Source organism: Mesorhizobium sp. B2-8-3 (genome assembly GCF_006440815.1).
In the GTDB taxonomy this organism is placed as follows: Bacteria; Pseudomonadota; Alphaproteobacteria; order Rhizobiales; family Rhizobiaceae; genus Mesorhizobium.
In genome coordinates this window covers 1-23784 of sequence record NZ_VFTW01000018.1, presented here as the reverse complement: position 1 = coordinate 23784, position 23784 = coordinate 1, and the positions used below count along the sequence as shown (strand labels likewise).

The following is a 23784-nucleotide window of genomic DNA, read 5'->3' as shown; positions in this document are numbered from 1 at the left end:
CCGTTTGCCCCATGCTCGGACCTTGGCGTCACTGCACGGTGGCGGGTGCGCTTTCCTGTATGACAAGGGGCACGATCGCAACGATCGGCGGCAGCGCAAAACACCACATTCCAACTTGTGAATAGAGCAAAGCGGCTGTCCCACATCCTAGCGCGAAGACGAACACGGCGACCGACATTCGCGCCAGGCGCGATCGGGACGCGGCCTCGCTCTCGGGCAGTGCGCCGTGGATGAGATCGGCGAGGTCGAGCATGATCTGGGTCGTGGTGCCCGTCATCAGCGTCGACGGCGGCGCACTGGGAAGATGGACGCGATGCGCGGCATTCTGCACCGCCATGGCCGAAACCAGCACCATGCCGGTGACGATGGCGGCCCAGCTGTTTCCGTCGGGAAATGGGCCAAGGCGGATTGCCAGGATCGCACCTGCCGTCAGCAGCAACAGTTTGATTGCCAACAATGACCGGAAGACCGGCAGCTTCCGGCTTTGTAACGGATACGATAGAAGTCGGCTAAGGATAACCATGAAGCAGAAGACCGGCAAAGCCAGAAGTTTTGCAAAGGCGCCTGACGTGCCAAGCGCCAGCGAAGCGCCGAGCGTGACGAAATTGCCGGTGACATGCGCCGTGAACAGTCCCTGCAGCGCCAGGAAGCCCGCGGTATCGACATAGCCTCCATTGAAGCTAAGCAGCAGCGGCAGCGTGGCCGCCTTGTTGTCCTTGGCTTCGCCCGCCATTTTCGCCTCCTCGATTGCCCCGTCAGAAAACCTACGGCAAGCCGGCAGCAAGGAGAACTGCCTTCTCGGCAAATCGCGCCCTTCAGCAGAGGCTCAGTAGGGGGCCACTACATCCCCCGTCTCGACATAGACAGACTTCAATTGCGAATAATGCGCCAGCGCGGCCAGCGAATTCTCCCGTCCTATGCCGGACTGCTTGACGCCGCCGAACGGCATTTCCACGGGCGTCAGATTGTAGGCGTTGATCCAGCAGGTGCCGGCCTGCAACTCGGCGATCACCCGATGCGCGCGCGGCAGGTCGCGCGTGAACACGCCGGCGGCCAGCCCGAATTCGGTGTCGTTGGCGCGCTCGATCACCTCGTCCTCGCTGTCGAATCTCAAGACGCTCATCACCGGCCCGAAAATCTCCTCGCGCGCGATGCGCATGGTGTCGGTGACGCCTGAGAACACCGTCGGTTCGATGAAGAAGCCGCCGTCGAAACCCTGCAGTGACGGCACGTTTCCGCCGCAGGCGAGGCCGGCCCCTTCCTGCTTGCCGGCTTCGATATAGGACACGACCTTGTCCTGCTGCGCCTTGTTGACCAGCGGCCCCATCTGCGTTTCGAGATCGAGCGGATCGCCGATGCGGATCTTTTTCGTCCGCTCGACCAGCCGCTCGACGAAACGGTCGTGGACGCCGCTCTGCACGAAGACGCGTGTGCCGTTGGAGCAGATCTGCCCGGTCGAGTAAAAATTGCCGAGCATGGCGCCGCCGATGGCGTTCTCGAGATCGGCGTCGTCGAAGACGATCAGCGGCGACTTGCCGCCGAGCTCCATCGTCGCGTGCTTCATCTTCGAGCCGGCAAGCGACAGCACCTTGCGGCCGGTCGGCACCGAGCCGGTCACCGAGACCTTTGCCACGACATCATGATCGACGAGGCCGGCGCCGACATCGCCGTAACCCTGCACGACATTGAACAGCCCGTCCGGCAGTCCAGCCTCCGAGTAGATTTCGGCCAGCGCCAGCGCCGAAAGCGGGGTGTTTTCCGACGGCTTGAACACCATGGCATTGCCCATGGCCAAGGCCGGCGCCGATTTCCAGCCGGCGATCTGGATCGGATAATTCCAGGCGCCGATGCCGACGCACACGCCGAGCGGCTCGCGTCGCGTGTAGGCGAAGGGCCCGCCGAGATCGATCATCTCGCCATTGAAGGCGGCGACCGCTCCGGCGAAATATTCCAGGCAGTCGGCGGCCGAAGGGGCGTCGGCCACCAGCGTCTCCTGGATCGCCTTGCCAGTGTCGAGCGTCTCGATACGGGCCAGATCGGCATTGCGCGCCCGCAGGATGTCGGCTGCGCGGCGCAGGATGCGGCCGCGTTCGACCGGCTTCAGCCGCGCCCAGGCGGGCTGCGCGGCGCGTGCGGCCTCGATGGCGAGTTCCAGCACGTTGGGCGTCGCTGAATGCAGCGTGGCGATGGTCTCGCCCGTCGCCGGATAGATCACGGGCAGTGGCGCGCCGCCTTCGTCCTCGATGTAGCGGCCGTTGACGTAATGCGATGCCGTGGGTTGGGCGCGCATGGCTTTCTCCAAGTCTGTTCGCCGAGCGGGCGGTCTGCCCGACAATGCCCTATCGGTCCGCCACCTGCCAGCGTGGATTGATCCACGGTTCCTGGTTGGATGGCGCCAGCGGCGTGCGGCCGAGGATGTGGTCGGAGGCCTTTTCGCCGGTCATGATCGATGGCGCGTTGAGATTGCCGTTTGTCACCCGCGGAAAAATCGAGGAGTCGGCGACGCGCAGCCCCTCGACGCCGATTACCCGGCATTCGGGATCGACGACGGCGGTCAGATCGTCGGCGCGGCCCATCCTGCAGGTGCCGCAGGGATGATAGGCGCTCTCGGCATGGTCGCGGATGAAGGCGTCGAGTTCGTCATCCGATTGCACATGGCTGCCCGGCGAAATCTCCTTGCCGCGAAAGCCGTCGAAGGCTTTCTGGCCAAAAATCTCGCGCGTCAGCCGGACGCAGTGGCGGAACTCGCTCCAGTCGTCCGGATGCGACATATAGTTGAAGCGGATCACCGGCTTCGTCTTCGGATCTGGCGAGCGCAGGCTCACCGAACCGCGCGACTTCGAGCGCATCGGCCCGACGTGCGCCTGGAAGCCATGCGACTTCGCCGCCGACTTGCCGTCATAGCGCACCGCCGCCGGGATGAAGTGGTATTGGATGTCCGGGTAGTCCACACCGGCTTGCGAGCGCACGAAGGCCGCCGCCTCGAAATGGTTGGTGGCGCCAAGCCCGGTCTTGAAGAACAGCCACTGCGCGCCGATCAATGCCTTGGAGAAAGGATTGAGCACCGAGTTCAGCGTGATCGGCTTGGTCGATTCCTGCTGGATGTAGAGTTCCAGATGATCCTGCAGATTTGCGCCGACGCCCGGCCGGTCGGCAATCACCTGGACGCCGTTTTCCTTGAGATGCGCGCCCGGGCCGATGCCGGACAGCATCAGGATCTTCGGCGAATTGACCGACGATGCCGCGACGATCACCTCACGCCGCGCCTTAACGACCTGAATCTGTTTGTTGGCTTCGATCTCGACGCCGATCGCGCGTTGATTCTCGATCACCACGCGTCGGGCGAAGCCTTTGATCAGACTCACATTCCTGCGTTTGAGAGCCGGCTTCAGATAGGCGTTCGCCGCCGACCAGCGGCGGCCGCCAAGAATGGTCTGCTCCATCGGTCCGAAGCCTTCCTGCTTCGAGCCGTTATAGTCGTCGGTGAGCTCGAAACCGGCTTGGCGGCCGGCCTCGATGAAGGCGCCGTAGAGCGGATTTTTCCGCGTGCCGCGCTGCACATGCAGCGGTCCGCTTTTGCCCCGCCAGCCATCCTCGCCGCCGTCGGAATCCTCCATGCGCTTGAAATAGGGGAGCACGTCGGCGAAGGCCCAGCCGGCAGCACCCTGTTCGGCCCAGTGGTCGAAGTCATGCGCATGTCCACGCACATAGACCATGCCGTTGATCGAGGAGGAACCGCCGAGCACCTTGCCGCGCGGCGTGGCGAGCACGCGCCCGCCGAGATGCGGCTCCGGTTCGCTGGCGAAACCCCAGTCGTACAGGCTCATATTGAGCGGGATCGACAGCGCCGACGGCATCTGGATTAGCGGCCCCATATCGGTGCCGCCGAACTCGATGACGATCACCGAGTGCTTGCCGTCTTCCGACAGCCGGTAGGCCATGGCCGAGCCGGCGGAGCCGGAGCCGATGATAACGAAATCCGCTTCAAGCATTGTTCATATGCGCCAAAAAGTCGGCGAGCGAGACATTGCCGCCGGTTGCAACCACGAGGACAGTCTTGCCCTTCACATCCACCTTGCCGCCGAGCAGCGCCGCCAGCGATGCCGCGCCCGATGGCTCCAGTACCAGCTTCATCCGCTCGAAGGCGATCTTCATCGCACGCCGCACCGAGGCGTCGTCGACGGTGACGCCGCGCACGCCGGCGGCGCTCACCGCCGCGAAGGGCGCGTCGCCGGGCTTGCGCGCCATCAGCCCGTCGCAGATCGATTTCGGCCCGATCGGCATCGTCTCGATAGCGCCATGCGCGAGCGACGAGCCCATGCCGTTGAAACCCTCCGGCTCGACCGCGATGATCTCGGTACCGGGCGATACATAGTGGAAGGCGAGCGAAACGCCGCCGATCAGGCCGCCGCCGACCGAGCAGAACACCAGGTCTGCTCGCGTCTTCTTCGCTGTCAACTGGTCGAGCGCTTCCAGCCCGGCGCCGGCCTGACCCGCGACGATCTCCGGATCGTCGAAGGGATGCAGCAAGGTGAGGTGCTCGGTCTGAGCGATCTCGCGCGCCTTGGCGGCCGCGACCTCCTCGCGGGCGCGGTCGCCATGATCGGTCAGCACCACGCGCGCGCCATAACCGGCTGTCGCGTCACGCTTGGCGGCCGGCGCGTCGATCGGCATGACGATGGTGACCGGAATGCCCAGCGCCTGGCCGGCGGCCGCCAGCCCCTGCGCGAAATTGCCGGAGGAATACGCCACCACGCCTTTCCTCGCTTCATCCGGTGAAAGCCGGTTCAGCCGCCAGTAGGCGCCGCGCACCTTGAAGGAGCCGGCCCATTGCAGCGACTCCGGTTTGACGAAGACGCGCGCGGCGCCGGTCTCCTTGGCCAAAGCCGCCGACTCCAAAAGCGGCGTCACCTGCGTGGCCGTCGAGGTGACGGCGTAAGCCTGCTTCAGATGATCGAGGGTAGGGATGAGAACGTCTGCCATCATTCGCCTCTCGGATACCGTTTGCTCTCTTCGAGATTGTCGAGGTTCATGTGATTGCGCATGTAGCGTTCCGATGCCTTCTGCAGCGGCTGGAACTCCCACGGGTAGTAAGCGCCGTTGCGCAGCGCCGGGTAGACGACCCAGCGGCGCGCCTGGCTTTCGCGCACGGCGGCGTCGAAGCTTGCCATATCCCAGCGGCCACGGACCTTTTCCATGAAGGTCGAGACCAGATCGGCGTAGGCCGGATTGGTCGCGAGATTGTCGAGCTCGCGCGGATCGGCATCGAGGTCGAAGAGTTGCGGCGGATCGAGCTCGCAATGGACGAATTTGTATTTGCCCTCGCGGATCGCCACCATAGGTGCGGAGGAGCCTTCGGCCGCATATTCCATCAGCACCAGCGCCGAGCGCTGCTCGCCGCCGGCAAGCGGCAGCAGCGACTGGCCGTCCGTCCAAGGCGCGATCCCGCTCATATCGACGCCGGCGAGGTCGCAGAGCGTCGGCGTCACGTCGAGATTGGAGACAGGCGCCTCGATCAGCCCGGCCTTGATGCCCTTGCCGGCCATCATCAAGGGCACTCGCGCCGCGCCTTCATAGAAGCACATCTTGAACCACAAGCCGCGCTCGCCCAGCATGTCGCCATGGTCGGAGCAGAACATCACGATTGTGTCGTCGGCCATACGGGTGCGCTCCAGCACCGACAGCAAGTCGCCGACCTTGTCGTCGAGATAGGAGATGTTGGCGAAATAGCCGCGCCGCGAGCGGCGCACCTGCTCCGGCGTGATGTCGAAACTGTCGTAGTCGGAGGCCTTGTAGAGCCGCTTGGAATGCGGGTCCTGGCTGTCATAGGGAATGAAACCCACCTCCGGCTCCAGCGCCGGGCAATCCTCGTAAAGGTCCCAGTACTTGCGCCGCGCGACATAGGGGTCGTGCGGATGGGTGAAGGAAATGGTCAGGCACCAGGGGCGACGTCCGGCGTCGTCGGAAACACGGGCAAACTCATAGAGTTTTTGCGTCGCGTGGAACGCGACCTCATCGTCATATTCCATCTGGTTGGTGATCTCGGCGACGCCGGCGCCAGTCACCGAACCCAGATTGTGGTACCACCAGTCGATGCGCTCGCCGGGCTTGCGGTAGTCCGGTGTCCAGCCGAAATCGGCCGGGTAGATGTCGGTGGTGAGCCGCTCCTCGAACCCGTGCAACTGGTCCGGTCCGACGAAATGCATCTTGCCGGAGAGCACCGTGTGATAGCCGGCGCTGCGCAAATGATGCGCGTAGGTCGGGATCGAGGAGGCGAACTCGGCGGCGTTGTCATAGACCTGGGTGCGCGACGGCAGTTGCCCGCTCATGAACGAGGCGCGGCCCGGGGCGCAGAGCGGCGAGGCGGTGTAATTGTTGGCGAAGCGCGCCGAGCGCGCGGCCAGCGCCTTCAGATGCGGCGCATGCAGGAAATCCGCGGGGCCGTCCGGGAAGAGAGTGCCGTTGAGCTGATCGACCATGACGATCAGGAAATTGGGTCGCCGGGTGGTCAAGGCAGGCTCCGTCCGTTGAGCTTGGTTTCGAGGTAGTCTTCCACGAGCGCGATCGCGGTCTGCGCATCCGGCACACCGTCCTTCAGCGCGCGGCGGATGTAGAGCCCGTCGATCAGCGCCGCGGTCGCTTCCGCCACGCGGTCGGCCTCGGCCCGAGGCAGGATGCCGGTCAGCCCGCTCATCAGGTTCGAATGCAGCCGCCGCGCATAGATGCGCAGTAGCCGCCGCAGGTCGGAGGACTTCTGCGCCTCGACATAAAAGGCGAGCCAGGCGGCTATGATCTGAGGCTGGAACTGGTCGTCGGAAAAGCTGACGGCGACGACGGCCAAGACGCGCTGGCGCGGCGTCACCGCAAGGCCGAACGCGCGCCTTGTGTCCGCGTTGAGCTCGGCAAGGATGTGCCGCATCGTCGCGAACAGCAGCTCGTCCTTGGCGCCGAAATAGTGATGCGCCAGCGCCGACGACACGCCGGCGCGGCCGGCGATCTCCGACATGGTCACGTCCAGCGATCCGCGCTCGCCGATCGCCGAGATCGTCGCGTCGATCAGCGCCTTGCGGCGCACGGGCTCCATTCCGATTTTCGGCATTTTGGGGATCCGGTTCGAGCCGAGATTATTTTTTATTGACGCATCAATCAATAAAAAACTGGCGCTGGGATCAACCGATCGTGTCGTTCTGGACCATGGCATGGGGCTGGAAAACGGTTCATTGTTGAACAATATTGAATCACGTGCCGCGCGCGATCGTGCTAGGTTGCGGCGCAAATGGAGGTTGCCATGACCGCATGCATCGTCGGCTGGGCGCATTCGCGCTTCGGCAAGCTCGAAGGCGAGACGCTGGAGGGCCTGATCACCAAGGTTGCCGTCGAGGCCCTCGACCACGCCGGCATTGGTCCGGACGATGTCGACGAGATCGTCCTTGGCCACTTCAACGCCGGCTTCTCGCCGCAGGATTTTACCGCAAGCCTCGTGCTGCAGGCCGATGACCGCCTGCGCTTCAAGCCGGCGACGCGCGTCGAGAACGCCTGCGCCACCGGCTCGGCCGCCGTCCGGCAAGGCATCCGCGCCATCGACGCCAACGCCGCCCGCATCGTGCTGGTGGTCGGCGCCGAGCAGATGACGACCACGCCCGGTCCCGAGATCGGCAAGAACCTGCTCAAGGCATCCTATCTGCCTGAAGACGGCGAGACGCCTGCCGGCTTCGCCGGCGTCTTCGGCAAGATCGCGCAGGCCTATTTCCAGCGCTACGGCGATCAGTCGGATGCGCTGGCCATGATCGCCGCCAAGAACCACAAAAACGGCGTCGAAAACCCTTACGCCCAGATGCGCAAGGATTTCGGCTATGAGTTCTGCCGCCAGGAAAGCGAGAAGAACCCCTTCGTCGCCGGTCCGCTGAAGCGTACCGATTGCTCGCTGGTTTCGGACGGCGCGGCCGCACTTGTGCTCACCGACACCGCGACGGCGCTGAAGATGCGCCGCGCCGTGACCTTCCGCGTCAACGAGCATGTCCAGGACTTCCTGCCGATGTCCAAGCGCGACATTCTCTCCTTCGAGGGCTGCGAGCGTGCCTGGGAGCAGGCGCTGAAAAAGGCCGGGGTCACGCTCGACGACCTCTCCTTCGTCGAGACGCATGACTGCTTCACCATCGCCGAATTGATCGAATATGAGGCGATGGGCCTGGCAAAGCCAGGCGAGGGCGCCAGGCTGGCGTTGGACGGCTCGACGGCGAAGGACGGCCGCCTTCCGGTCAATCCCTCCGGCGGCCTGAAAGCCAAGGGCCATCCGATCGGCGCCACCGGCGTGTCGATGCATGTGCTGACCGCGATGCAGTTGATGGGCGAGGCCGGCGGCATCCAGGTGCCGGGCGCCAAGCTCGGCGGCATCTTCAACATGGGCGGCGCGGCGGTCGCCAACTACGTTTCCATTCTCGACAGGATTCGCTAGAAGCGGCCCGCATTGAAGCGGCGCACCCCTTGGGTGCGCGTGCGGGAGGCAACATGACAAATCCGGTTCTGGTCGAAGTCACGCGCGGCGCGGTGGTCGAAAGCAGGCACCGCGGCGCGGTTTCGATCTTCGACGCCGACGGCAAGGCCGTCTGGGAGATCGGCGACACGGAACGTCCGGTGTTCCCGCGCTCCGCGGTGAAGGCGATCCAGGCATTGCCGCTGGTCGAATCGGGCGCTGCCGACGCCTATGGCTTCGGCGACCGCGAACTGGCGCTGGCCTGCGCCTCGCATTCGGGCGAGCCGGCCCATGTCGAGCTGGCAACGGCGATGCTCGCCAGGGCCGGGCTCGACAGGAGGGCGCTGGAATGCGGCGCGCATTGGCCCTCGAGCCACGACGCCACCATCGCGCTCGCCCGCGCCGGCGGCGTGCCCAACGCTTTGCACAACAATTGCTCCGGCAAGCATTCCGGCTTCCTCTGCACCTGCGTCCATTCCGGCATTGCGCATGGCGGCTACGTCAAGGCCGGCCATGCGCTGCAGGAGATGGTGCGCGACGCCATGCAATCCGTGACGGGCGCGGCGCATGATGTCGACCATTGCGGCACCGACGGCTGCTCGATCCCGACCTACGCCGTACCGTTGAAGAGTTTTGCGCTGGGCTTTGCCCGCATGTCGACAGGCAAGGGCTTTTCGCCCGAACGCGCCAAGGCGGCGAAGCGGCTGGTCTCGGCTTGCATGGCCGAGCCGTTCCTCGTCGCCGGCACCGGCAAGGCCGATGTCGCGCTGATGCAGGCAGCACCGGGCCGCATCTTCGTCAAGACTGGCGCCGAAGGCGTTTATTGCGCGGCACTGCCCGAACTTGGCCTCGGTATCGCCTTGAAATGCGATGACGGCGCGGGCAGGGCGGCGGAGGCGATGATCGCCGCGGTGCTGGCGAAGCTGCTGCGCGGCGATGAAGCGGCTGCGGCAAGGCTCACCGAGCTCGCCCATCCTCCGGTCGAAAGCCGTATTGGCGCCAACGTCGGCATGCTGCGGCCGACGGCGGCGCTCAACTAGCCGTCCTCAGCGACAGCACCAAAGTCATCGGATTTTTTGGGGAAGCCTGGAAGCCATACTGCTCATAAAACGCCTTGGCTTCATCCGATATGGCATGAACCAAGAGACCGCGAATGCCAAGAATGGCTGCCGCTTGACCGGTCCGCAACACCGCGTCCTGCAGCAGAGCGACACCCAGACCTTTTCCCTGCCAACTTGCGTCGACAGCCAAACGGCCGAGCACAGCCATAGGCACGGGATCGGACATATTGCGCCGGATCGAACCGGGCGCATCCACAAGGTCGAGTCCGCCTGATGAAAGGCAATAGTAACCGACGACGCGCGTGCCTTCTGCAATCACATAGGTTCTGGACGCACCGCTGACTTGATTGGCACGCGCCCGCCGTCGGAGCCATTGATCCAGGCTGTCGGTTCCGCTTTGAAAGAAGTCGAGTTCGTGACTATCGGCAAGAAGCACCGGCGCCGAAAGCATCAGTCCCGCCAGGGCTTGGGCGCATTCATCAGGCGGGCAAATCCTTCGCCGCTCGGTGGCTGGTCGAGGATATCGAGATAATGCTGATAGCTCTCGGCATCGACCTTGACGAGGGTCTGGTCGAGCAGCGTGTCTTCTGCGGCGCGGTAAGCGGCGTCGATCATGAAGTCGGAGCGGGTCTTCCCGCGTATCTTCGCGGCACGGTCGATCAAGATACGGACATCCTCGCGGATGCGCAGATTGACGGGCTTGGCGTGGGTGTTGTGGTCTTTGGTGGCCATGGCGATGGATCCTTACCTTTACCGATATAGCAATTTGCATACACAATGTGTATCTAAATTTATGGGTTACCCGGATTTAGGTCGCTGACGAGCCGGAAAAACGCTGGTCTACGACAAAACGGAACAGCAAGTTCGTTTTTTGCTAGTCTCCCTCCACCATTGAACGGGCGTTGGGTGATGAGCATGCTGGAAGCGGACAAGGTATTTGCCGGCTCGATCCCGGAAAACTACGATCGCCATATGGTGCCGCTGATTTTCGAGGCCTATGCCGCCGAGACCGCACGACGGGCCGTGTCCTTCTCACCCTTGGCCGTTTTGGAGACGGCCGCGGGAACCGGGGCCGTCACCCGCTCGCTGGCGCCACAGCTTTCTCCCGGCGCCAGCTACACCGTAACAGACCTCAACCAGCCGATGCTCGACTACGCCGCTTCGCGCCAGGGGCCCGACAGCCGCATCACATGGCGCCAGGCGGATGCCCTGAAGCTGCCTTTCGACGACGCTGCTTTCGACCTCGTCTGTTGTCAGTTTGGCGCGATGTTCTTTCCCGACCGCGCCGCCGCCTATCGTGAGGCGAAGCGGGTTCTGAAGCCGGGCGGGCATTTCCTCTTCAGCGTCTGGGATCGCATCGAGGAGAATGTATTCGCGGACGACGTGACGAATGCTCTGGCGAGGATTTTTCCGCACGATCCGCCGCGTTTCCTGGCGCGCACGCCGCATGGTTACCACGACAAGGCGCTGATCCGCAGCGATCTGGAGACCGCCGGCTTCTCCGATGTGGCGATCGACACGAGGGCCGAGCAGAGCCGCGCATCCTCGGCGCGCGTTCCCGCCGTCGCCTATTGTCAAGGAACCCTGCTTCGCAACGAGATCGAAGCGAGGGAGGCAGGACGGTTGGCATCCGCGACCGACTACGCCGAATCCGCGATCGCCCACAGACATGGCAGCGGCGAGGTTGTCGCAAAAATCCAGGCACACATTATCATCGCCGCGGCCTAGCTCACCTTGTTGCGCTCGACCGTGAGATGTGCGTAGCCGGTGTCGGTTGACTGGGATAGATCGCCGGTCACCGGATCGGCCCAGCGCTGGCCGATGATGGCGCCGTTCTGCGCGCCGTCGATGACATTGTCCGAGATGACGGCGCTGCCGGAACCTTCGACGACGGAAACGACGATGCCGGTGCCGGCCTGGCGGATGATGTTTCCGCTTGCCACGACATTGCGCAGATAAGGGCCCCAGCCGAGCTGCATGCCGTAGAGCGGCGCGTTCTCGACGACATTGCCGGAGACCGTGGTATCGGCCTCGGCGCTGATGCCGACGCCGAAGCCGGGCGGGTCGGCGGTGTATGGACCGGTGGTTGAGAGGTTGCGCACGATGTTGTTCGAGCAAACCGCCATCCGCCCGCCTTCGTTGAAATTGACGATCGAGATACCGTTGGCGGCGCCGTCGACCAGATTGTTGCTGAGGATCGCGCCTTCGAAGGAGAATTCCGAATAGATCCCAGTCTCGCCCGAGCGCGAGCAGGTGTTGCCGGTGATCTGCAGATTGCTCGAGCTGTTGGCGCGCACCGCGGTGAAGGCGCAATCGGAGACGACGTTGCCCGAGATGATCACATTGCCGGCGCGGAAAGCATTGATGCCGTTGCCGTTCTGGCCGGTGCCGCCGCTGCGCGCGCCAATCCGCTGGACACGATTGCCGCTGACGATGGTGCCGTCCTCCGCCGCCTGCCAGCGATGCACCAGGATACCGCCACTGGCGCAGTCCGAAACGCTATTGCCCGAAATCTCCAGACCCCCGGCCTCGACCGAATAGATACCGGCGTCCGCGGCGCCAGAAATATCGCAGCGGCCGATGCGGCCGACGGCATGCTCGAGGGCCAATCCGTTCTTGCCGCTGCCGGTCACCTGGCAATTGTCGATGACGAGATGGCCGACGCGGCGCAAATCGAGCAGGCCCTGCGTGTAGTCGGCCAGCCAGCGGTTGGCGCCGTCCAGCACCAGCCCGCTGAACTCGATATGCTCGGCCTGTTCGGCCATCATCAGATGGCCGTTGCCGCCATAGACGATGCGCGTCGCGCCGGGCACGCCCGACAGTCGCACGCGTGCGGGCAGCTTTAGGTTCGAGACGAGATAGGTGCCGGGCGGCAGGAATACCGGCTGGTCGCGGTCGCTGGCCTCGGCCAGCATCTTGGCGAAGACCTTGCTCTGGTCGTCGACCGCGCCGGGCTGCACGCCGATCTCCGTGGCGTTGATCGAGCCGCGCATAGCGGCCATTTCGATGCCGGGCAGCGATTTCGCCAATGCTTTGCCGGCGAAGACGCCGGCGACGGCGAAGCCGGCGGTCCGGGCAAGCAGCGTTCGTCTGTTCAACATCGGCACAGGTCCTGGCGTTTCGCCCTGTCTGTCGCAGGAATCGTGCCAGGGTGACCTTATCGGCAAACCGCTTGTGCAGTCGCCTCGCCAAGCCTAAGTTCATTGTATGAGCAGAGCTTTCACGCGCGAAGAAGACAGCGAGAACGCCATTGCCGGCGTCGGCGAACGGCCGGTCAGCACGCACCGCAATCTGGTGACGGAGCGCGGCCTTGCGATGATCGAGGACAACCTCGCCGAGCTGCGCGACATACTGGGCAAGGCGGAGAGGAAGGGCGACCGCGAGCGCATCGCGGTGGTTTCCCGCGACCTGCGCTATTGGACCGCGCGGCGCGAGAACGCCGAGCTTTCGGTGCCGGAGCCCGGCAGCATAGTGGTGCGCTTCGGCATGGGCGTCACGCTGGAAGGCGACGACGGCAAGAAGGTGCATTGGCGCATCGTCGGCGAAGACGAAGCCGACCCGTCAAAGGGTAGCATTTCCCATGTCTCGCCGATGGCCGTGGCCCTGTTCGGCAAGAAGGTCGGCGAGGTCGTCAAGGTCAACGGTAAGGAATGGGAGATCGTCAAGCTCTCGGACAAGGCCGAGAATTAGTCTGCGAACTTCACGACATGGTCGCGGAAGAAGGCTGCCGCCCCAGCCTCATCGATCTCACCTGCGGCGACACCCATGACGAATTCGTAGATCGTGCCATTGTCCGCCATGAGGTCGTAACCGTTGATCATCAGGAACGCGCCGGCTGCAACCATGGCCGTGCGCTTGTTACCATCAACGAACGCATGGTTCCTCGCGATGCCGAAGACGTAGGCTGCAGCCAGATCCTCGATAGACGGGTCACCATAGTTGGCCTTGTTCTCGGCGCGGGCTAGCGCGGATTCAAGGGCGTTCTCGTCCCTCAAACCCTGTGCACCGCCGTGCCGACGCAATTGCTCGGCATGCATCGCTTCGACTGCGCGACGCGACAGAAACTGCCAGCTCATTCCGCAAGCTTCTGAAGCGCGACTTTGTATTTGTCCATGACCTTGCGGGCGGCTTCCATTTGCCGCTCGAAGCTGTCGTCCACGGGCTCAAGGGCAATGCCCTTGTCCGTTTCAACGATCTGAAGCTGGTCACCCGCCTTCATGTTCAGGCGGTCAAGAAGCTCCTTCGGCAGAATCACGCCTTCGGAATTGCCGATCTTGCGAATGGTGGTGTTCATGACGGAATTATCCTGTTGCAACGATAATTATAACGTCAAGTGACTTATGTTGCAACTGGAATTATAACGAGGTTAACCCTCAGCCAACAATCGATCCATCAGCCGGTTGGCCGCTTCCGGGATGACGGTCCCCGGCGGGAAGATTTCCGCCGCGCCTGCCGCCAGCACCGCGTCATAATCCTGCGGCGGGATGACGCCGCCGGCGACGATCAGCATGTCGGCATGGCCGAGCTTCCTCAGCGCTTCCTTGAGCTCGGGGATCAGCGTCAGGTGCCCGGCCGCGAGCGACGACGCGCCGATGATGTCGACATCGTGCCGCGCCGCCAGCTTGGCGATCTCATCCGGCGTCTGGAACATCGGCCCGACGGTGACGTCGAAGCCCAGATCGGCGAAGGCGCTGGCGATCACCTTTTGGCCGCGATCGTGGCCGTCCTGGCCCATCTTGGCGACCAGGATGCGCGGCTTGCCGCCGGATTTCTTCTCGAACGCCTCGATCTTCTCCTGCAGCCGCTCGAGCGCCGGGTTGTCGCCGAGCGCCTCGCGATAGACGCCGGAGATCGTCTGCACCGCCGCCGTGTGGCGGCCGAATACTTTTTCCAGCGCCAGCGAGATCTCACCCACGGTGGCGTTGGCGCGCGCGGCGCGGATCGCGAACTCAAGCAGGTTCTCGCCGCCCTCGGCGGCACGGGTCAGCGCTGCCAGCGCATCCTCCAGCGCCGCGACGTCGCGCGTGCCTTTGAGCCGCTGCAGCTTCGCCAATTGTCTGGCTTTCACCTCGGCATTGTCGATCTTCAGCACATCGACTTCGATGTCGGTCTGGGGCCGGTGCGCGTTGACGCCGACCAGAATTTGCTCGCCGGAATCGATGCGCGCCTGGGTGCGTGCCGCCGCTTCCTCGATGCGCAGCTTAGGAATGCCTTGCTCGATCGCCGCCGCCATGCCGCCGAGGCTTTCGACCTCCTCGATATGGGCCAGCGCGCGCGCCGCCAGATCATGCGTCAGCCGCTCGACATAAGCCGAGCCGCCCCATGGATCGATCATGCGCGTGGTGCCGGATTCCTTCTGCAGGATGAGCTGCGTGTTGCGGGCGATCCGCGCCGAATGATCGGTCGGCAGCGCCATCGCCTCGTCGAAGGAATTGGTGTGCAGTGATTGGGTATGCCCCTGCGTCGCCGCCATCGCCTCGATCATGGTGCGGGTGATGTTGTTGTAAGGATCCTGCGCCGTCAGCGACCAGCCCGAGGTCTGGCAATGGGCGCGCAACGACAGCGAACGCTCGTCCTTCGGCGCAAAATTCTTCTTCATCAGGCTCGACCACAGCAGCCGCGCGGCCCTGAGCTTGGCGACCTCCATGAAGAAGTTCATGCCGATCGCCCAGAAGAAGGAGAGGCGCGGCGCGAAACGGTCGATGTCGAGACCGCCCGCAACGCCGGCGCGCGCATACTCGATGCCGTCGGCGATCGTATAGGCAAGCTCGAGGTCGGCCGTCGCGCCGGCCTCCTGCATGTGATAGCCGGAGATCGAAATCGAGTTGAATTTCGGCATATGCCTGGAGGTGTAGGCAAAAATGTCCGACACGATCCGCATCGAAGGTTTCGGCGGATAGATGTAGGTGTTGCGGACCATGAACTCCTTCAGAATGTCGTTCTGAATGGTTCCGGCGAGATCCTTCTGCGCGACGCCTTGTTCCTCCGCCGCCACGATGTACAGCGCCATGATCGGCAGCACCGCGCCGTTCATGGTCATCGACACCGTCATTTCATTGAGCGGAATGCCGTCGAAGAGCTGGCGCATGTCGAGGATGGAATCGATCGCCACACCCGCCATGCCGACATCGCCGGCGACGCGCGGATGGTCGCTGTCATAACCACGATGCGTGGCGAGATCGAAGGCCACCGACAGGCCTTTCTGGCCCGCGGCGAGGTTGCGCCGGTAGAAGGCGTTGGATTCCTCCGCCGTCGAGAACCCGGCATACTGCCGGATCGTCCAGGGCTGCTGGACATACATGGTGGGGTAGGGGCCGCGCACGAAGGGCGGCATGCCCGGATACGTGTCTAGATTGGCGAGCACCTTGAGGTCGCCTTGGCCGTAAAGATGCTTCACGGCGATGCCTTCCGGCGTCATCCGCTGGCCTTTGAGCTCGACCGGCGCGCGACGCGGCGCCGACCAGCCGATCTGGCTGAAATCCGGGATCATGACCCGGCTCCGATCGACTGATCGATGCGCACCGGAAACAGCGGCTCGCAGGTCGCGACGCCCTCCGTCAGCGCTGGACGCCGCTCTTGCGGCAGCGTCTCGACCGGGCGCTCCGCGCCGACGCGGTAAAGCGTCGTGCCGACAATGCCGCGTTCGCCCGACCGGTAGGCGCCGTTGCGCTTGGCCGCGGCCGTCTGAACGCGATTTTGGATATAGCCCTGCTGCAGGCTGGCAAGCACGCCGCCCTCGGCCTCGATGCGCTGGAATTCTTCCCAGGCCGCGGCGCAGAGATCGTCGGTCAGCGCTTCGACCGCGCCCGAGCCGCTGGCCGGGTCGACGACGTGGCCGATATGGCTCTCCTCGGCCATGATCAGTTGGGCGTTGCGGGCAACGCGGCGGGCAAAGCCGGCCGGCAGCCCATGCGCGATCGTGTGCGGCAGGATCGAGATCGAATCGGCGCCGCCGGTTGCCGCCGCGAAGGCCGCGATCGCCGTGCGCAAAATATTGGTTTCCGGGTCGGCCATCGTCATCATGCGATAGGAGGTCTCGGCATGGATGCTGGCGGTCGAGGCCGGGATCGAGCAGGCTTCCTGGATGCGCGCCCAGAGCGTGCGCAACGCCCGCACCTTGGCCATCGACAGGAACTGGTCCTGGTCGACGCTGAGCGCGAAGCCGATATAGGGCGCCGCATAGACCAGTGGCTGGCGCGCCTTCTCGAACATCCTGAGATAGGACACCACGGAAGCCATCATCGTGCCGAGCTCCTGCGCCTCGGTGGCGCCGGCATTGTGGAAGACACGGCCGTCGGCCTCGAGCAGCACGCCCGGCACGCCCATCGAGAAGAAATGCGCCAGCGACTGCGGCATCGATTCCTGCAGCGCCTCGATCGAGGTGCGCAGCCGCCCGGTGCCGGCGAAGATCGCCGCCGGGTCGATGCCGAAGGAAAGGTTGAGCTTGGCCGGATCGGAGCGGCGGCGGCTCAGGAAAGCGAGCAGCCAGTCGGCCACGGCGCGGCTCCAGGGATGCGCGTCGATGCGCACCTGCACGCGGTTGAGCGGCACGCCGTCGAGCACCCGTTCCAACGCTTCCGCGGTGCGCGGCAGGCCATAGCCGAAGGCATTCGGCGCGCCCTCGAAGACCAGCGACAGGCCGCTGGCGCCTTGGGCGATGTCTTCCAGGGCTTGCGCGCTGGCCCGGGCAATATCCGGGTCGTCGACCCGCTGGCTGACGATCCAGCGCGCGGTCGGATTTGTACGCGGCAATGGCTCGGCGGTCGTCGAGCGTTGTCTGAGCGGCTCGATGCGGATGCCGTCATCGGTGCGGGAGACGAGCTTTTCCTCGAAGGAACCGCCGGCAAGCGCCTTTTCCGCCAGCGCCTGCCAACGCTTGGCGTCCGGGTTCGGAAGGTCGACATCCCTGGTCAAGGCGCCGGCGCCCATCGCTCTCCTCGCTTCTCGGCCGCATCAGCCGGGTCCAGCCAATCTAAGGTCAGGAACCGGATATCACAATGCGTCATCCGGCCAATCGATTGCCAAACATGCGCGGAATCCGCAAGCGCCAAAGGCCGAATTCGCTGCGCCCCAAAATCGATGCTGGGCATTGCCGCATGTGACGAGCGTTACTATACCTCCGAATGAGGCCTTTGAGCGGAACAGATTGCGGAGACAGGATATGGTTGACGAGACCAGCATCTTCATCGGCGCCAGCCGCAAGCCCGACGATTCCTATCAGCGCGCGGAGGAGCTGCTGCTGCGCTACGGCAACCGCCACGGCCTTGTCACCGGAGCCACGGGCACCGGCAAGACGGTCAGCCTGCAGATCCTGGCCGAGGGCTTTTCCAATGCCGGCGTGCCTGTCTTCTGCGCCGACATCAAGGGCGACCTTTCCGGCATATCCATGATGGGCGAGGCCAAGGATTTCCTGGTCAAGCGCGCCGAGCAAGTGAAGCTCGATCCCTACCAGTTCCAGGAATTCCCGGTCATCTTCTGGGATCTGTTCGGCGAGCAGGGCCACCCGATCCGCGCCACCATTTCCGAGATGGGGCCGCTGCTTTTGTCGCGGCTCATGAACCTCACGGAGGCGCAGGAAGGCGTCATGAACATCGCCTTCCGCATCGCCGACGAGGAAGGCCTGCTGCTGCTCGATCTCAAGGACCTGCAGGCGCTGCTCGCCAACATGGCCGACCGCGCCGACCAGCTCAGCGCCCGATACGGCAATGTCACCAAACCCTCCGTCGGCGCCATCCAGCGCACGCTGCTGGTGCTGGAGAGCCAAGGTGCCGCGAACTTCTTCGGCGAGCCGGCGCTGCGCATCGCCGACATCATGCGCACGACGCGCGACGGCCGCGGCGCGATCAGCGTTCTGGCCGCCGACAAGCTGATGATGAACCCAAGACTCTACGCCACCTTCCTGCTGTGGCTGATGTCGGAACTGTTCGAGGAACTGCCCGAGGTCGGCGATCTCGACCGGCCGAAGCTGGTGTTCTTCTTCGACGAGGCGCATCTTTTGTTCGAGGACGCGCCGAAGGTGCTGATCGACCGTGTCGAGCAGGTGGTGCGGCTGATCCGCTCCAAGGGCGTCGGCGTCTATTTCGTCACCCAGAACCCGCTGGATATTCCCGAAAAAGTGCTGGCCCAGCTCGGCAACCGCGTCCAGCATGCGCTGCGCGCCTATACGCCGCGCGAGCAGCAGGCGGTGCGCACGGCCGCCGAGACCTTCCGGCCCAACCCCGATTTCGATTGCGCCACCGCCATCACCCAGCTCGCCACCGGCGAGGCGCTGGTCTCGATGCTGGAGGACAAGGGCGTGCCGGCCATGGTCCAGCGCACGCTGATCCGGCCGCCGTCATCCCGGCTTGGACCGATCACGCCCGACGAGCGCCGCAAGATCATCGCCGAGAGCCCGGTCGCCGGCCAGTACGACGAGACCGTCGATCGCGAATCGGCTTTCGAAATCCTGCAGAAGAAGACCAAGGAGGCGCAGGACGCCGAGGCGGCAAAGCAGCGGAACAGCGGCGGCTCGCGCTGGACCATTCCCGGTTTCGACGATGTTTTGGGAACAGGCAACCGGCGGTCCTCCAGCCGCCAGACCGTGGCCGAAGCCGCCATCAAGTCGGTGGTGCGCTCGGTCGGCTCCTCCGTCGGCCGCGCCATCGTACGCGGGATTTTGGGAAGCCTTGCGCGAGGCCGCTGAAGCGAAGAGGCGGCACCGAGCGGAGCGCGACGCGAATCACGCCCCGCAACCTTTGATGTCAGGCGAGGACCCGCTTGCCGTCGGGCGAACCCGTCACGGAAATGCGCCACCCCGGAAGGCTGTCCGCGTTACCTCCCGACGATCAAATCTTACCCGTCGACGGGTGAGCCGCATCAGTGGCAGCTGAAACTTTCCGCAAGGGAATTTTTCCCGGCGGAACCGCAATTTCATGAAATACCGGACGCGCCAAATCATGGCCTTTGACGTGCTGTTGCCGGGGGGCAAACTCGATAGCGCCGACAGCACGTGCGATCACGAATTATTGTGGCAAGGGAACCGAAAGCGCCCTCTAAGGTTGGGCAAAGGCCGCGGAGGGCTGAGCATCAGGAGTCCGAGTTGCGGCGCGATGACGATCTGCCAGCTTGGTATTCGGAAATTCCTGCTGAAAGGCGGCCACTGCTAAACGCGAAAGGCGGGCTGTCGTTCGGCCACACTCGCCTCATGCAGCAATTCTTGAGCGAGAACTTTTCGCGCAAGCTTTCGCTCGCCGAGATGGCGGCTGTGTGCGGGCTGTCCCCCTACCACTTCGCCCGTGCTTTCTCCAAGACGTTCGGCATGACGCCGCATCAATATGTTCTTACCCTTCGCCTTGACTTTGCCGAGAAGCTGCTGGCCGACAGGCGCGTCTCGATCACGGACATCGCCTATCTGAGCGGCTTCTCGAGCCAGAGCCACCTCACCACCACGATGAAGAAATATCGCGACGCCACCCCACAGCAGGTGCGGGCAAGGCATGTTCGGTCGCGGTCCGGATAGGGAAACTAATTTAGCAGTATGGAAATTAAGCGGATCTCTTATAAAGATTCGGCTAAAGTAATTTACTGTTAACCTCCAGAAAACCTGCGGTATATTTTCAGATAAACAGCAATTTATTGGAATACGAAGCCCCTGAAAACGTGTCTTTTTGCAGCAAATCCGGTATTCGGATTCTAAGCTGGCCGAGGGGACATGAGCGACGAGACGGCGATTCGCCGGAGCCTTTCCGAGGAGATCGGTTACTGGCTGGAGTCGGCATCGCGGACGCTTGAGAAGCGCTATGGAAATGGCGTGCCCCTCGCCAAGCAGGACATGCTGCTGGCCCATTATCTTTATGGCCTCACGGCTGTCGTTCACGCGCATGACGCGCCTGCCGTCCATCTGGCGGCGGTGCGGTCCTATCTCGAGCGGCTGATCCCAACGGAGCGGGTTGCGGCGGCGCTCAAGGCTGTCCCCGAGGATGGTGACGCCTGGCTTGAAAACACGCTCGATCGCGTCGAGGCGATCGGTGAAAAACAGGGCCATGCGCTGCTGGTGCGCAGCGCCGATATCGTCATCCCATTTTCGAGCAGACACGCTTTGGCGGCAGGATCGGCGGAACCTGCCGTGATCGAGCGCGACCCACCAAAGGAGGCATTCTCGCAATGAACTTCAGGCAGGAACGTATCAGTCAGCGCGGATCGGCCCGATTTGCAGGCAATTGGATTTCCAGCGCCGGCGACAGCCGCTCGCTCCGGCGCCGCCTGATGGCGGTATTGCGCATGGCGCATCGGGTGCTTGGCCTCGGTCGCAAGAATATGGGTCTGGGAACACTGGGCAGCGGCGGCAACGCGCGTTCGGCTCTGGCCTGCGGCATGAGCCCGGCCAGCATGCTCGGCGGCCTGGCGGGAATCGCCGCGCTCGGCCTCGCCACGCCGGCGCTGGCGCAATATGCCGCGGGCGGCGGTTCGGCGACCGGCGGCAACGCCGTCGCCATCGGTAACGGCGCCGCGACGAATGGCAATAACAGCGTGGCGTTGGGCAGCTCCAACAGTGCAACGGGCGACGGCACGATTGCCATCGGCTATGCGATGGGTGTCAATGGCCTCAATTCCATAGGCATAGGTGTCTTCGCAGGCGCAACCGGCGTCAATGCCCTCGCCGTGGGCGGGAACGCCAAGGCCAACGGGGACGGAGCAAGCGCTGTTGGCGTCAATTCGGTTGCAACCACAAGCGCGGCCGCCTTTGGCAATAATGCGCGTGCCGACGGAGTGAACTCCACGGCGATCGGCACTGTTACCCGCGCGACCGGGCTGCGCGCCACCGCGCTCGGGTTCGGGGCAACAGCATCCGGCGTGGATTCGATTGCCCAAGGTAACAGCGCCATCGCAAGCAACCAGAATGCCGTCGCCATCGGCTTCCAGGCGGTCGCTTCGCAGATCAACTCCATCAATATCGGCGGGCGCACTCTTGCGGGAGCGGGCGCTACTGCGCAGGGCGCCATCGCCCTTGGCACGGATGTGACGGCATCTCAGCAAAACACCGTTGCCATAGGCATACTGACCAAGGCAACGGGAACGAGCGCCACGGCGATGGGTAACACGGCCAGCGCCTGGGGCAACCAGTCCATCGCACTCGGCTTGGGAGCGCAGGCCGGCCTTCAGGCCAACACGGCGCTACCCAACAGCATCGCGATCGGCACCAACTCGGTCTCTTCAGGCGCTTCTGCCGTCGCATTCGGCACTGCGGCGAAAGCATCCCAGGCCGACGCTGTTGCGATGGGAAGCAACGCCAGTGCATCGGCACAATACGCCGTGGCTATCGGCCTGAACGCGGCGGCCTCGGGCACCGGCGGCGCGATGGCGCTAGGCCAAGGCACGATCTCGAGCGGCGTCAATTCGGTCGCGCTCGGCGTTCAGGCCAGTGCCACCTTAGCCGGCGCCAGCGCTCTCGGCACCCTCTCCGTTGCTTCGGGAAGCAACTCCACCGCGGTCGGCGTCAGTTCCACCGCAAGCAACACTTTTGCGTTCGCCGGAGGCTGGTCGTCCGTCGCCAGCGGCGCCAATTCCATCGCCGTAGGGCGTCAGGCCCTCGCCAGTGGAACAAACGCCTCCTCATTCGGGTCTGGAGCGAATGCGACAGGAGACAATTCTCTCGCTGGCGGCGTCAGTGCCAACGCCAGCGGAATCGCCAGTACCGCACTCGGCATCGGCGCCAATGCGTCGGCGCAGAGCGCCATCGCCGTCGGTAACAATGCCAACGCCGATTCCGCCAATGCGGTCGCTATGGGCACCAACGCGGTGGCGACTGGCGGCCAGGCAGTCTCCATCGGCGCGAACAACACTGCCTATGGCAACGGCGCAGTCTCCATCGGCGACCCAAGCTATGCCAGCGGCACCGGCGCCTTCACCGGCGGCGCCAACAACATCGCCAACAGCGACGGCACGGCAAGCGCCACCGCCGCTAACCAGGCCGCCGGCGCGGTCGCGATCGGCAACAACAACAAGGCGATTGGGCAGGGCTCCGTGGCGCTGGGCAACGGCTCCACCGCGGGTGCCGCCGGTCTCGCCGGCAATGTCGCGCTCGGCGACGGTGCGACCGCGGCGGCGAAATCCGGCGACGTGGCCTTGGGCTCCGGCTCGGTGACCGTCGCTGCCGTCGGCACCAGCGGCACGACGATCGGCGGGACGGCCTACAGTTTCGCCGGCACGACGCCTTCCTCGACCGTCAGCATCGGCGCTCCAGGCGCGGAGCGGACCCTCACCAATCTCGCCGCGGGCCGGCTCAGCAACGCCTCGACCGACGCCATCAACGGTTCGCAGCTTTTCGCCACCAATCAGCAGGTGACGCAGAACACGACCGATATCGCCAACATCGGGAATACGATCACCAACATCAACACCGGTGCCGGCATCAAGTATTTCCACGCCAATTCGACGCTGCCCGATTCCCAGGCTCTGGGGACGGATTCGGTCGCGATCGGCCCGAATGCCGTCGCCAACAATGCGGGCGACGTGGCAATCGGCCTGAACTCCGTATCCGGCACCACGACCGTGGTCGGCGGCACGACGATCGGCGGTGTGAACTATAACTTCGCCGGCGGAACGCCGGCCGGCGCGTTCTCGGTCGGCTCGGTTGGTGCTGAACGCCAGATCCAGAACGTTGCGGCCGGGCGGTTGAGCAACTCCTCGACCGACGCGGTCAACGGCTCGCAGCTGTTCGCGACAAACCAACAAGTGACGCAGAACACAACTGATATCGCGGCCAACACCGCCGACATCACCAATCTCGGCAACACGATCACCAACATCAACACCGGTGCCGGCATCAAGTATTTCCACGCCAATTCGACGCTCGCCGATTCTCAGGCGCTGGGGACGGACTCCGTCGCGATTGGCCCGAATGCCATCGCGAACAACGCCGGCGACGTGGCTATCGGCTTGAATTCGGTATCGGGCGCTACGACCAATGTCGGAGGCACGACGATCGGCGGCGTCAACTACACCTTCGCTGGCGGAACGCCGGCCGGCGCATTCTCGGTCGGCTCGGTGGGCGCGGAGCGCCAGATCCAGAACGTCGCGGCCGGGCGGTTGAGCAACTCCTCGACCGACGCGGTCAACGGCTCGCAGCTGTTCGCGACCAACCAGCAGGTGACGCAGAACACGACCGATATCGCGGCCAACACTGCCGACATCGCCGCCAACACTGCCGACATCACCACGCTCGGCAACACCATCAACAATTTTGCCGGCGACACCTCGACTGCCTACACG

At 64.2% G+C, this 23784-nt stretch carries 20 protein-coding genes and 1 pseudogene; 8 read left to right on the top strand and 13 right to left on the bottom strand.

The annotated features are described in order from the left end of the window. Positions 1-28: 28 nt before the first annotated feature. From FJ418_RS22715 to betI, 6 genes are all read right to left on the bottom strand, one after another. Positions 29-733 (bottom strand): YoaK family protein, encoded by a 705-nt coding sequence (locus FJ418_RS22715; RefSeq protein WP_140869416.1) that lies wholly within the window; start codon positions 731-733, stop codon positions 29-31. A gap of 93 nt (positions 734-826) precedes the next feature. Continuing rightward, entirely contained in the window at positions 827-2290 is a 1464-nt protein-coding gene (betB, locus tag FJ418_RS22710) for a betaine-aldehyde dehydrogenase (protein WP_140869413.1), read from the bottom strand. A gap of 49 nt (positions 2291-2339) precedes the next feature. Next, on the bottom strand, positions 2340-3992 hold the full coding sequence (gene betA, locus FJ418_RS22705; protein ID WP_140869410.1) for a choline dehydrogenase: 1653 nt from the start codon (positions 3990-3992) through the stop codon (positions 2340-2342). Further along, positions 3985-4986, bottom strand: a complete 1002-nt coding sequence (locus FJ418_RS22700; protein WP_181167054.1) for a threonine/serine dehydratase — start codon at positions 4984-4986, stop codon at positions 3985-3987. The genes betA and FJ418_RS22700 overlap by 8 nt, the downstream gene beginning before the upstream one ends. After that, the gene (gene betC / locus FJ418_RS22695) at positions 4983-6512 is read right to left on the bottom strand and encodes a choline-sulfatase (protein WP_140869407.1); all 1530 of its coding nucleotides are present in this window, start codon (positions 6510-6512) and stop codon (positions 4983-4985) included. The genes FJ418_RS22700 and betC overlap by 4 nt, the downstream gene beginning before the upstream one ends. Continuing rightward, positions 6509-7099, bottom strand: coding sequence for a transcriptional regulator BetI (gene betI / locus FJ418_RS22690; protein ID WP_140643450.1), 591 nt, complete (start codon positions 7097-7099; stop codon positions 6509-6511). Before betI ends, betC begins: the two co-directional genes overlap by 4 nt. A 189-nt stretch (positions 7100-7288) precedes the next feature. Here betI and FJ418_RS22685 point away from each other — a divergent pair, with 189 nt between their 5' ends. Beyond that, the gene (locus FJ418_RS22685; protein ID WP_140869404.1) at positions 7289-8455 is read left to right on the top strand and encodes an acetyl-CoA acetyltransferase; all 1167 of its coding nucleotides are present in this window, start codon (positions 7289-7291) and stop codon (positions 8453-8455) included. Between the two features lie 53 nt (positions 8456-8508). Then, positions 8509-9513, top strand: coding sequence for an asparaginase (locus FJ418_RS22680; protein ID WP_140869401.1), 1005 nt, complete (start codon positions 8509-8511; stop codon positions 9511-9513). Here the strand turns inward: FJ418_RS22680 and FJ418_RS22675 are convergent. Continuing rightward, complete coding sequence (locus tag FJ418_RS22675; RefSeq protein ID WP_140869398.1) at positions 9506-9985, bottom strand: GNAT family N-acetyltransferase; 480 nt, start codon at positions 9983-9985, stop codon at positions 9506-9508. The genes FJ418_RS22680 and FJ418_RS22675 overlap by 8 nt on opposite strands. Further along, positions 9985-10266, bottom strand: a complete 282-nt coding sequence (locus tag FJ418_RS22670) for a DUF1778 domain-containing protein (RefSeq protein WP_140783347.1) — start codon at positions 10264-10266, stop codon at positions 9985-9987. Before FJ418_RS22670 ends, FJ418_RS22675 begins: the two co-directional genes overlap by 1 nt. 183 nt (positions 10267-10449) lie before the next feature. Between FJ418_RS22670 and FJ418_RS22665 the strand changes: the two genes are divergently transcribed. After that, a complete protein-coding gene (locus tag FJ418_RS22665) occupies positions 10450-11262 on the top strand; it encodes a methyltransferase domain-containing protein (RefSeq protein WP_140869572.1) in 813 nt (270 codons plus the stop codon). On the opposite strand, the gene FJ418_RS22660 is transcribed toward FJ418_RS22665, so the two are convergent. Continuing rightward, entirely contained in the window at positions 11259-12635 is a 1377-nt protein-coding gene (locus tag FJ418_RS22660) for a TIGR03808 family TAT-translocated repetitive protein (RefSeq protein ID WP_140869395.1), read from the bottom strand. The genes FJ418_RS22665 and FJ418_RS22660 overlap by 4 nt on opposite strands. A 106-nt stretch (positions 12636-12741) precedes the next feature. Here FJ418_RS22660 and greA point away from each other — a divergent pair, with 106 nt between their 5' ends. Then, positions 12742-13224: a transcription elongation factor GreA gene (greA, locus tag FJ418_RS22655; protein WP_140869392.1), complete on the top strand. Its 483-nt coding sequence runs from the start codon at positions 12742-12744 to the stop codon at positions 13222-13224. On the opposite strand, the gene FJ418_RS22650 is transcribed toward greA, so the two are convergent. From FJ418_RS22650 to FJ418_RS22635, 4 genes are all read right to left on the bottom strand, one after another. Next, positions 13221-13610: a type II toxin-antitoxin system death-on-curing family toxin gene (locus FJ418_RS22650; protein ID WP_140869389.1), complete on the bottom strand. Its 390-nt coding sequence runs from the start codon at positions 13608-13610 to the stop codon at positions 13221-13223. The genes greA and FJ418_RS22650 overlap by 4 nt on opposite strands. After that, positions 13607-13828: an AbrB/MazE/SpoVT family DNA-binding domain-containing protein gene (locus FJ418_RS22645; RefSeq protein WP_140643466.1), complete on the bottom strand. Its 222-nt coding sequence runs from the start codon at positions 13826-13828 to the stop codon at positions 13607-13609. Before FJ418_RS22645 ends, FJ418_RS22650 begins: the two co-directional genes overlap by 4 nt. Before the next feature lie 72 nt (positions 13829-13900). Beyond that, complete coding sequence (gene scpA / locus FJ418_RS22640; RefSeq protein ID WP_140869386.1) at positions 13901-16024, bottom strand: methylmalonyl-CoA mutase; 2124 nt, start codon at positions 16022-16024, stop codon at positions 13901-13903. Next, positions 16021-17463 (bottom strand): methylmalonyl-CoA mutase subunit beta, encoded by a 1443-nt coding sequence (locus FJ418_RS22635; RefSeq protein ID WP_140783343.1) that lies wholly within the window; start codon positions 17461-17463, stop codon positions 16021-16023. Before FJ418_RS22635 ends, scpA begins: the two co-directional genes overlap by 4 nt. Positions 17464-17695: 232 nt before the next feature. Between FJ418_RS22635 and FJ418_RS22630 the strand changes: the two genes are divergently transcribed. From FJ418_RS22630 to FJ418_RS22615, 4 genes and pseudogenes are all read left to right on the top strand, one after another. Next, entirely contained in the window at positions 17696-19216 is a 1521-nt protein-coding gene (locus tag FJ418_RS22630) for a helicase HerA-like C-terminal domain-containing protein (protein ID WP_140783342.1), read from the top strand. A 396-nt stretch (positions 19217-19612) separates the two neighbouring features. Beyond that, positions 19613-20032, top strand: a complete 420-nt coding sequence (locus tag FJ418_RS22625) for an AraC family transcriptional regulator (protein WP_226891934.1) — start codon at positions 19613-19615, stop codon at positions 20030-20032. A 192-nt stretch (positions 20033-20224) separates the two neighbouring features. Further along, on the top strand, positions 20225-20680 hold the full coding sequence (locus FJ418_RS22620; protein WP_140869383.1) for a hypothetical protein: 456 nt from the start codon (positions 20225-20227) through the stop codon (positions 20678-20680). A gap of 98 nt (positions 20681-20778) precedes the next feature. After that, positions 20779-23784: pseudogene (locus tag FJ418_RS22615) on the top strand (calcium-binding protein); the annotation flags it as partial.

Coding starts and splice junctions, on each gene's coding strand:
- FJ418_RS22630 (WP_140783342.1), top strand. CDS start 17,696: ATGGTTGACGAGACCAGCATCTTCATCGGCGCCAGCCGCAAGCCCGAC.
- FJ418_RS22670 (WP_140783347.1), bottom strand. CDS start 10,266: ATGGCCACCAAAGACCACAACACCCACGCCAAGCCCGTCAATCTGCGC.
- betI (WP_140643450.1), bottom strand. CDS start 7,099: ATGCCGAAAATCGGAATGGAGCCCGTGCGCCGCAAGGCGCTGATCGAC.
- betA (WP_140869410.1), bottom strand. CDS start 3,992: ATGCTTGAAGCGGATTTCGTTATCATCGGCTCCGGCTCCGCCGGCTCG.
- betB (WP_140869413.1), bottom strand. CDS start 2,290: ATGCGCGCCCAACCCACGGCATCGCATTACGTCAACGGCCGCTACATC.
- greA (WP_140869392.1), top strand. CDS start 12,742: ATGAGCAGAGCTTTCACGCGCGAAGAAGACAGCGAGAACGCCATTGCC.
- FJ418_RS22645 (WP_140643466.1), bottom strand. CDS start 13,828: ATGAACACCACCATTCGCAAGATCGGCAATTCCGAAGGCGTGATTCTG.
- FJ418_RS22650 (WP_140869389.1), bottom strand. CDS start 13,610: ATGAGCTGGCAGTTTCTGTCGCGTCGCGCAGTCGAAGCGATGCATGCC.
- FJ418_RS22685 (WP_140869404.1), top strand. CDS start 7,289: ATGACCGCATGCATCGTCGGCTGGGCGCATTCGCGCTTCGGCAAGCTC.
- FJ418_RS22700 (WP_181167054.1), bottom strand. CDS start 4,986: ATGATGGCAGACGTTCTCATCCCTACCCTCGATCATCTGAAGCAGGCT.
- scpA (WP_140869386.1), bottom strand. CDS start 16,024: ATGATCCCGGATTTCAGCCAGATCGGCTGGTCGGCGCCGCGTCGCGCG.
- FJ418_RS22665 (WP_140869572.1), top strand. CDS start 10,450: ATGCTGGAAGCGGACAAGGTATTTGCCGGCTCGATCCCGGAAAACTAC.
- FJ418_RS22675 (WP_140869398.1), bottom strand. CDS start 9,985: ATGCTTTCGGCGCCGGTGCTTCTTGCCGATAGTCACGAACTCGACTTC.
- FJ418_RS22620 (WP_140869383.1), top strand. CDS start 20,225: ATGAGCGACGAGACGGCGATTCGCCGGAGCCTTTCCGAGGAGATCGGT.
- FJ418_RS22635 (WP_140783343.1), bottom strand. CDS start 17,463: ATGGGCGCCGGCGCCTTGACCAGGGATGTCGACCTTCCGAACCCGGAC.
- FJ418_RS22680 (WP_140869401.1), top strand. CDS start 8,509: ATGACAAATCCGGTTCTGGTCGAAGTCACGCGCGGCGCGGTGGTCGAA.
- FJ418_RS22660 (WP_140869395.1), bottom strand. CDS start 12,635: ATGTTGAACAGACGAACGCTGCTTGCCCGGACCGCCGGCTTCGCCGTC.
- FJ418_RS22715 (WP_140869416.1), bottom strand. CDS start 733: ATGGCGGGCGAAGCCAAGGACAACAAGGCGGCCACGCTGCCGCTGCTG.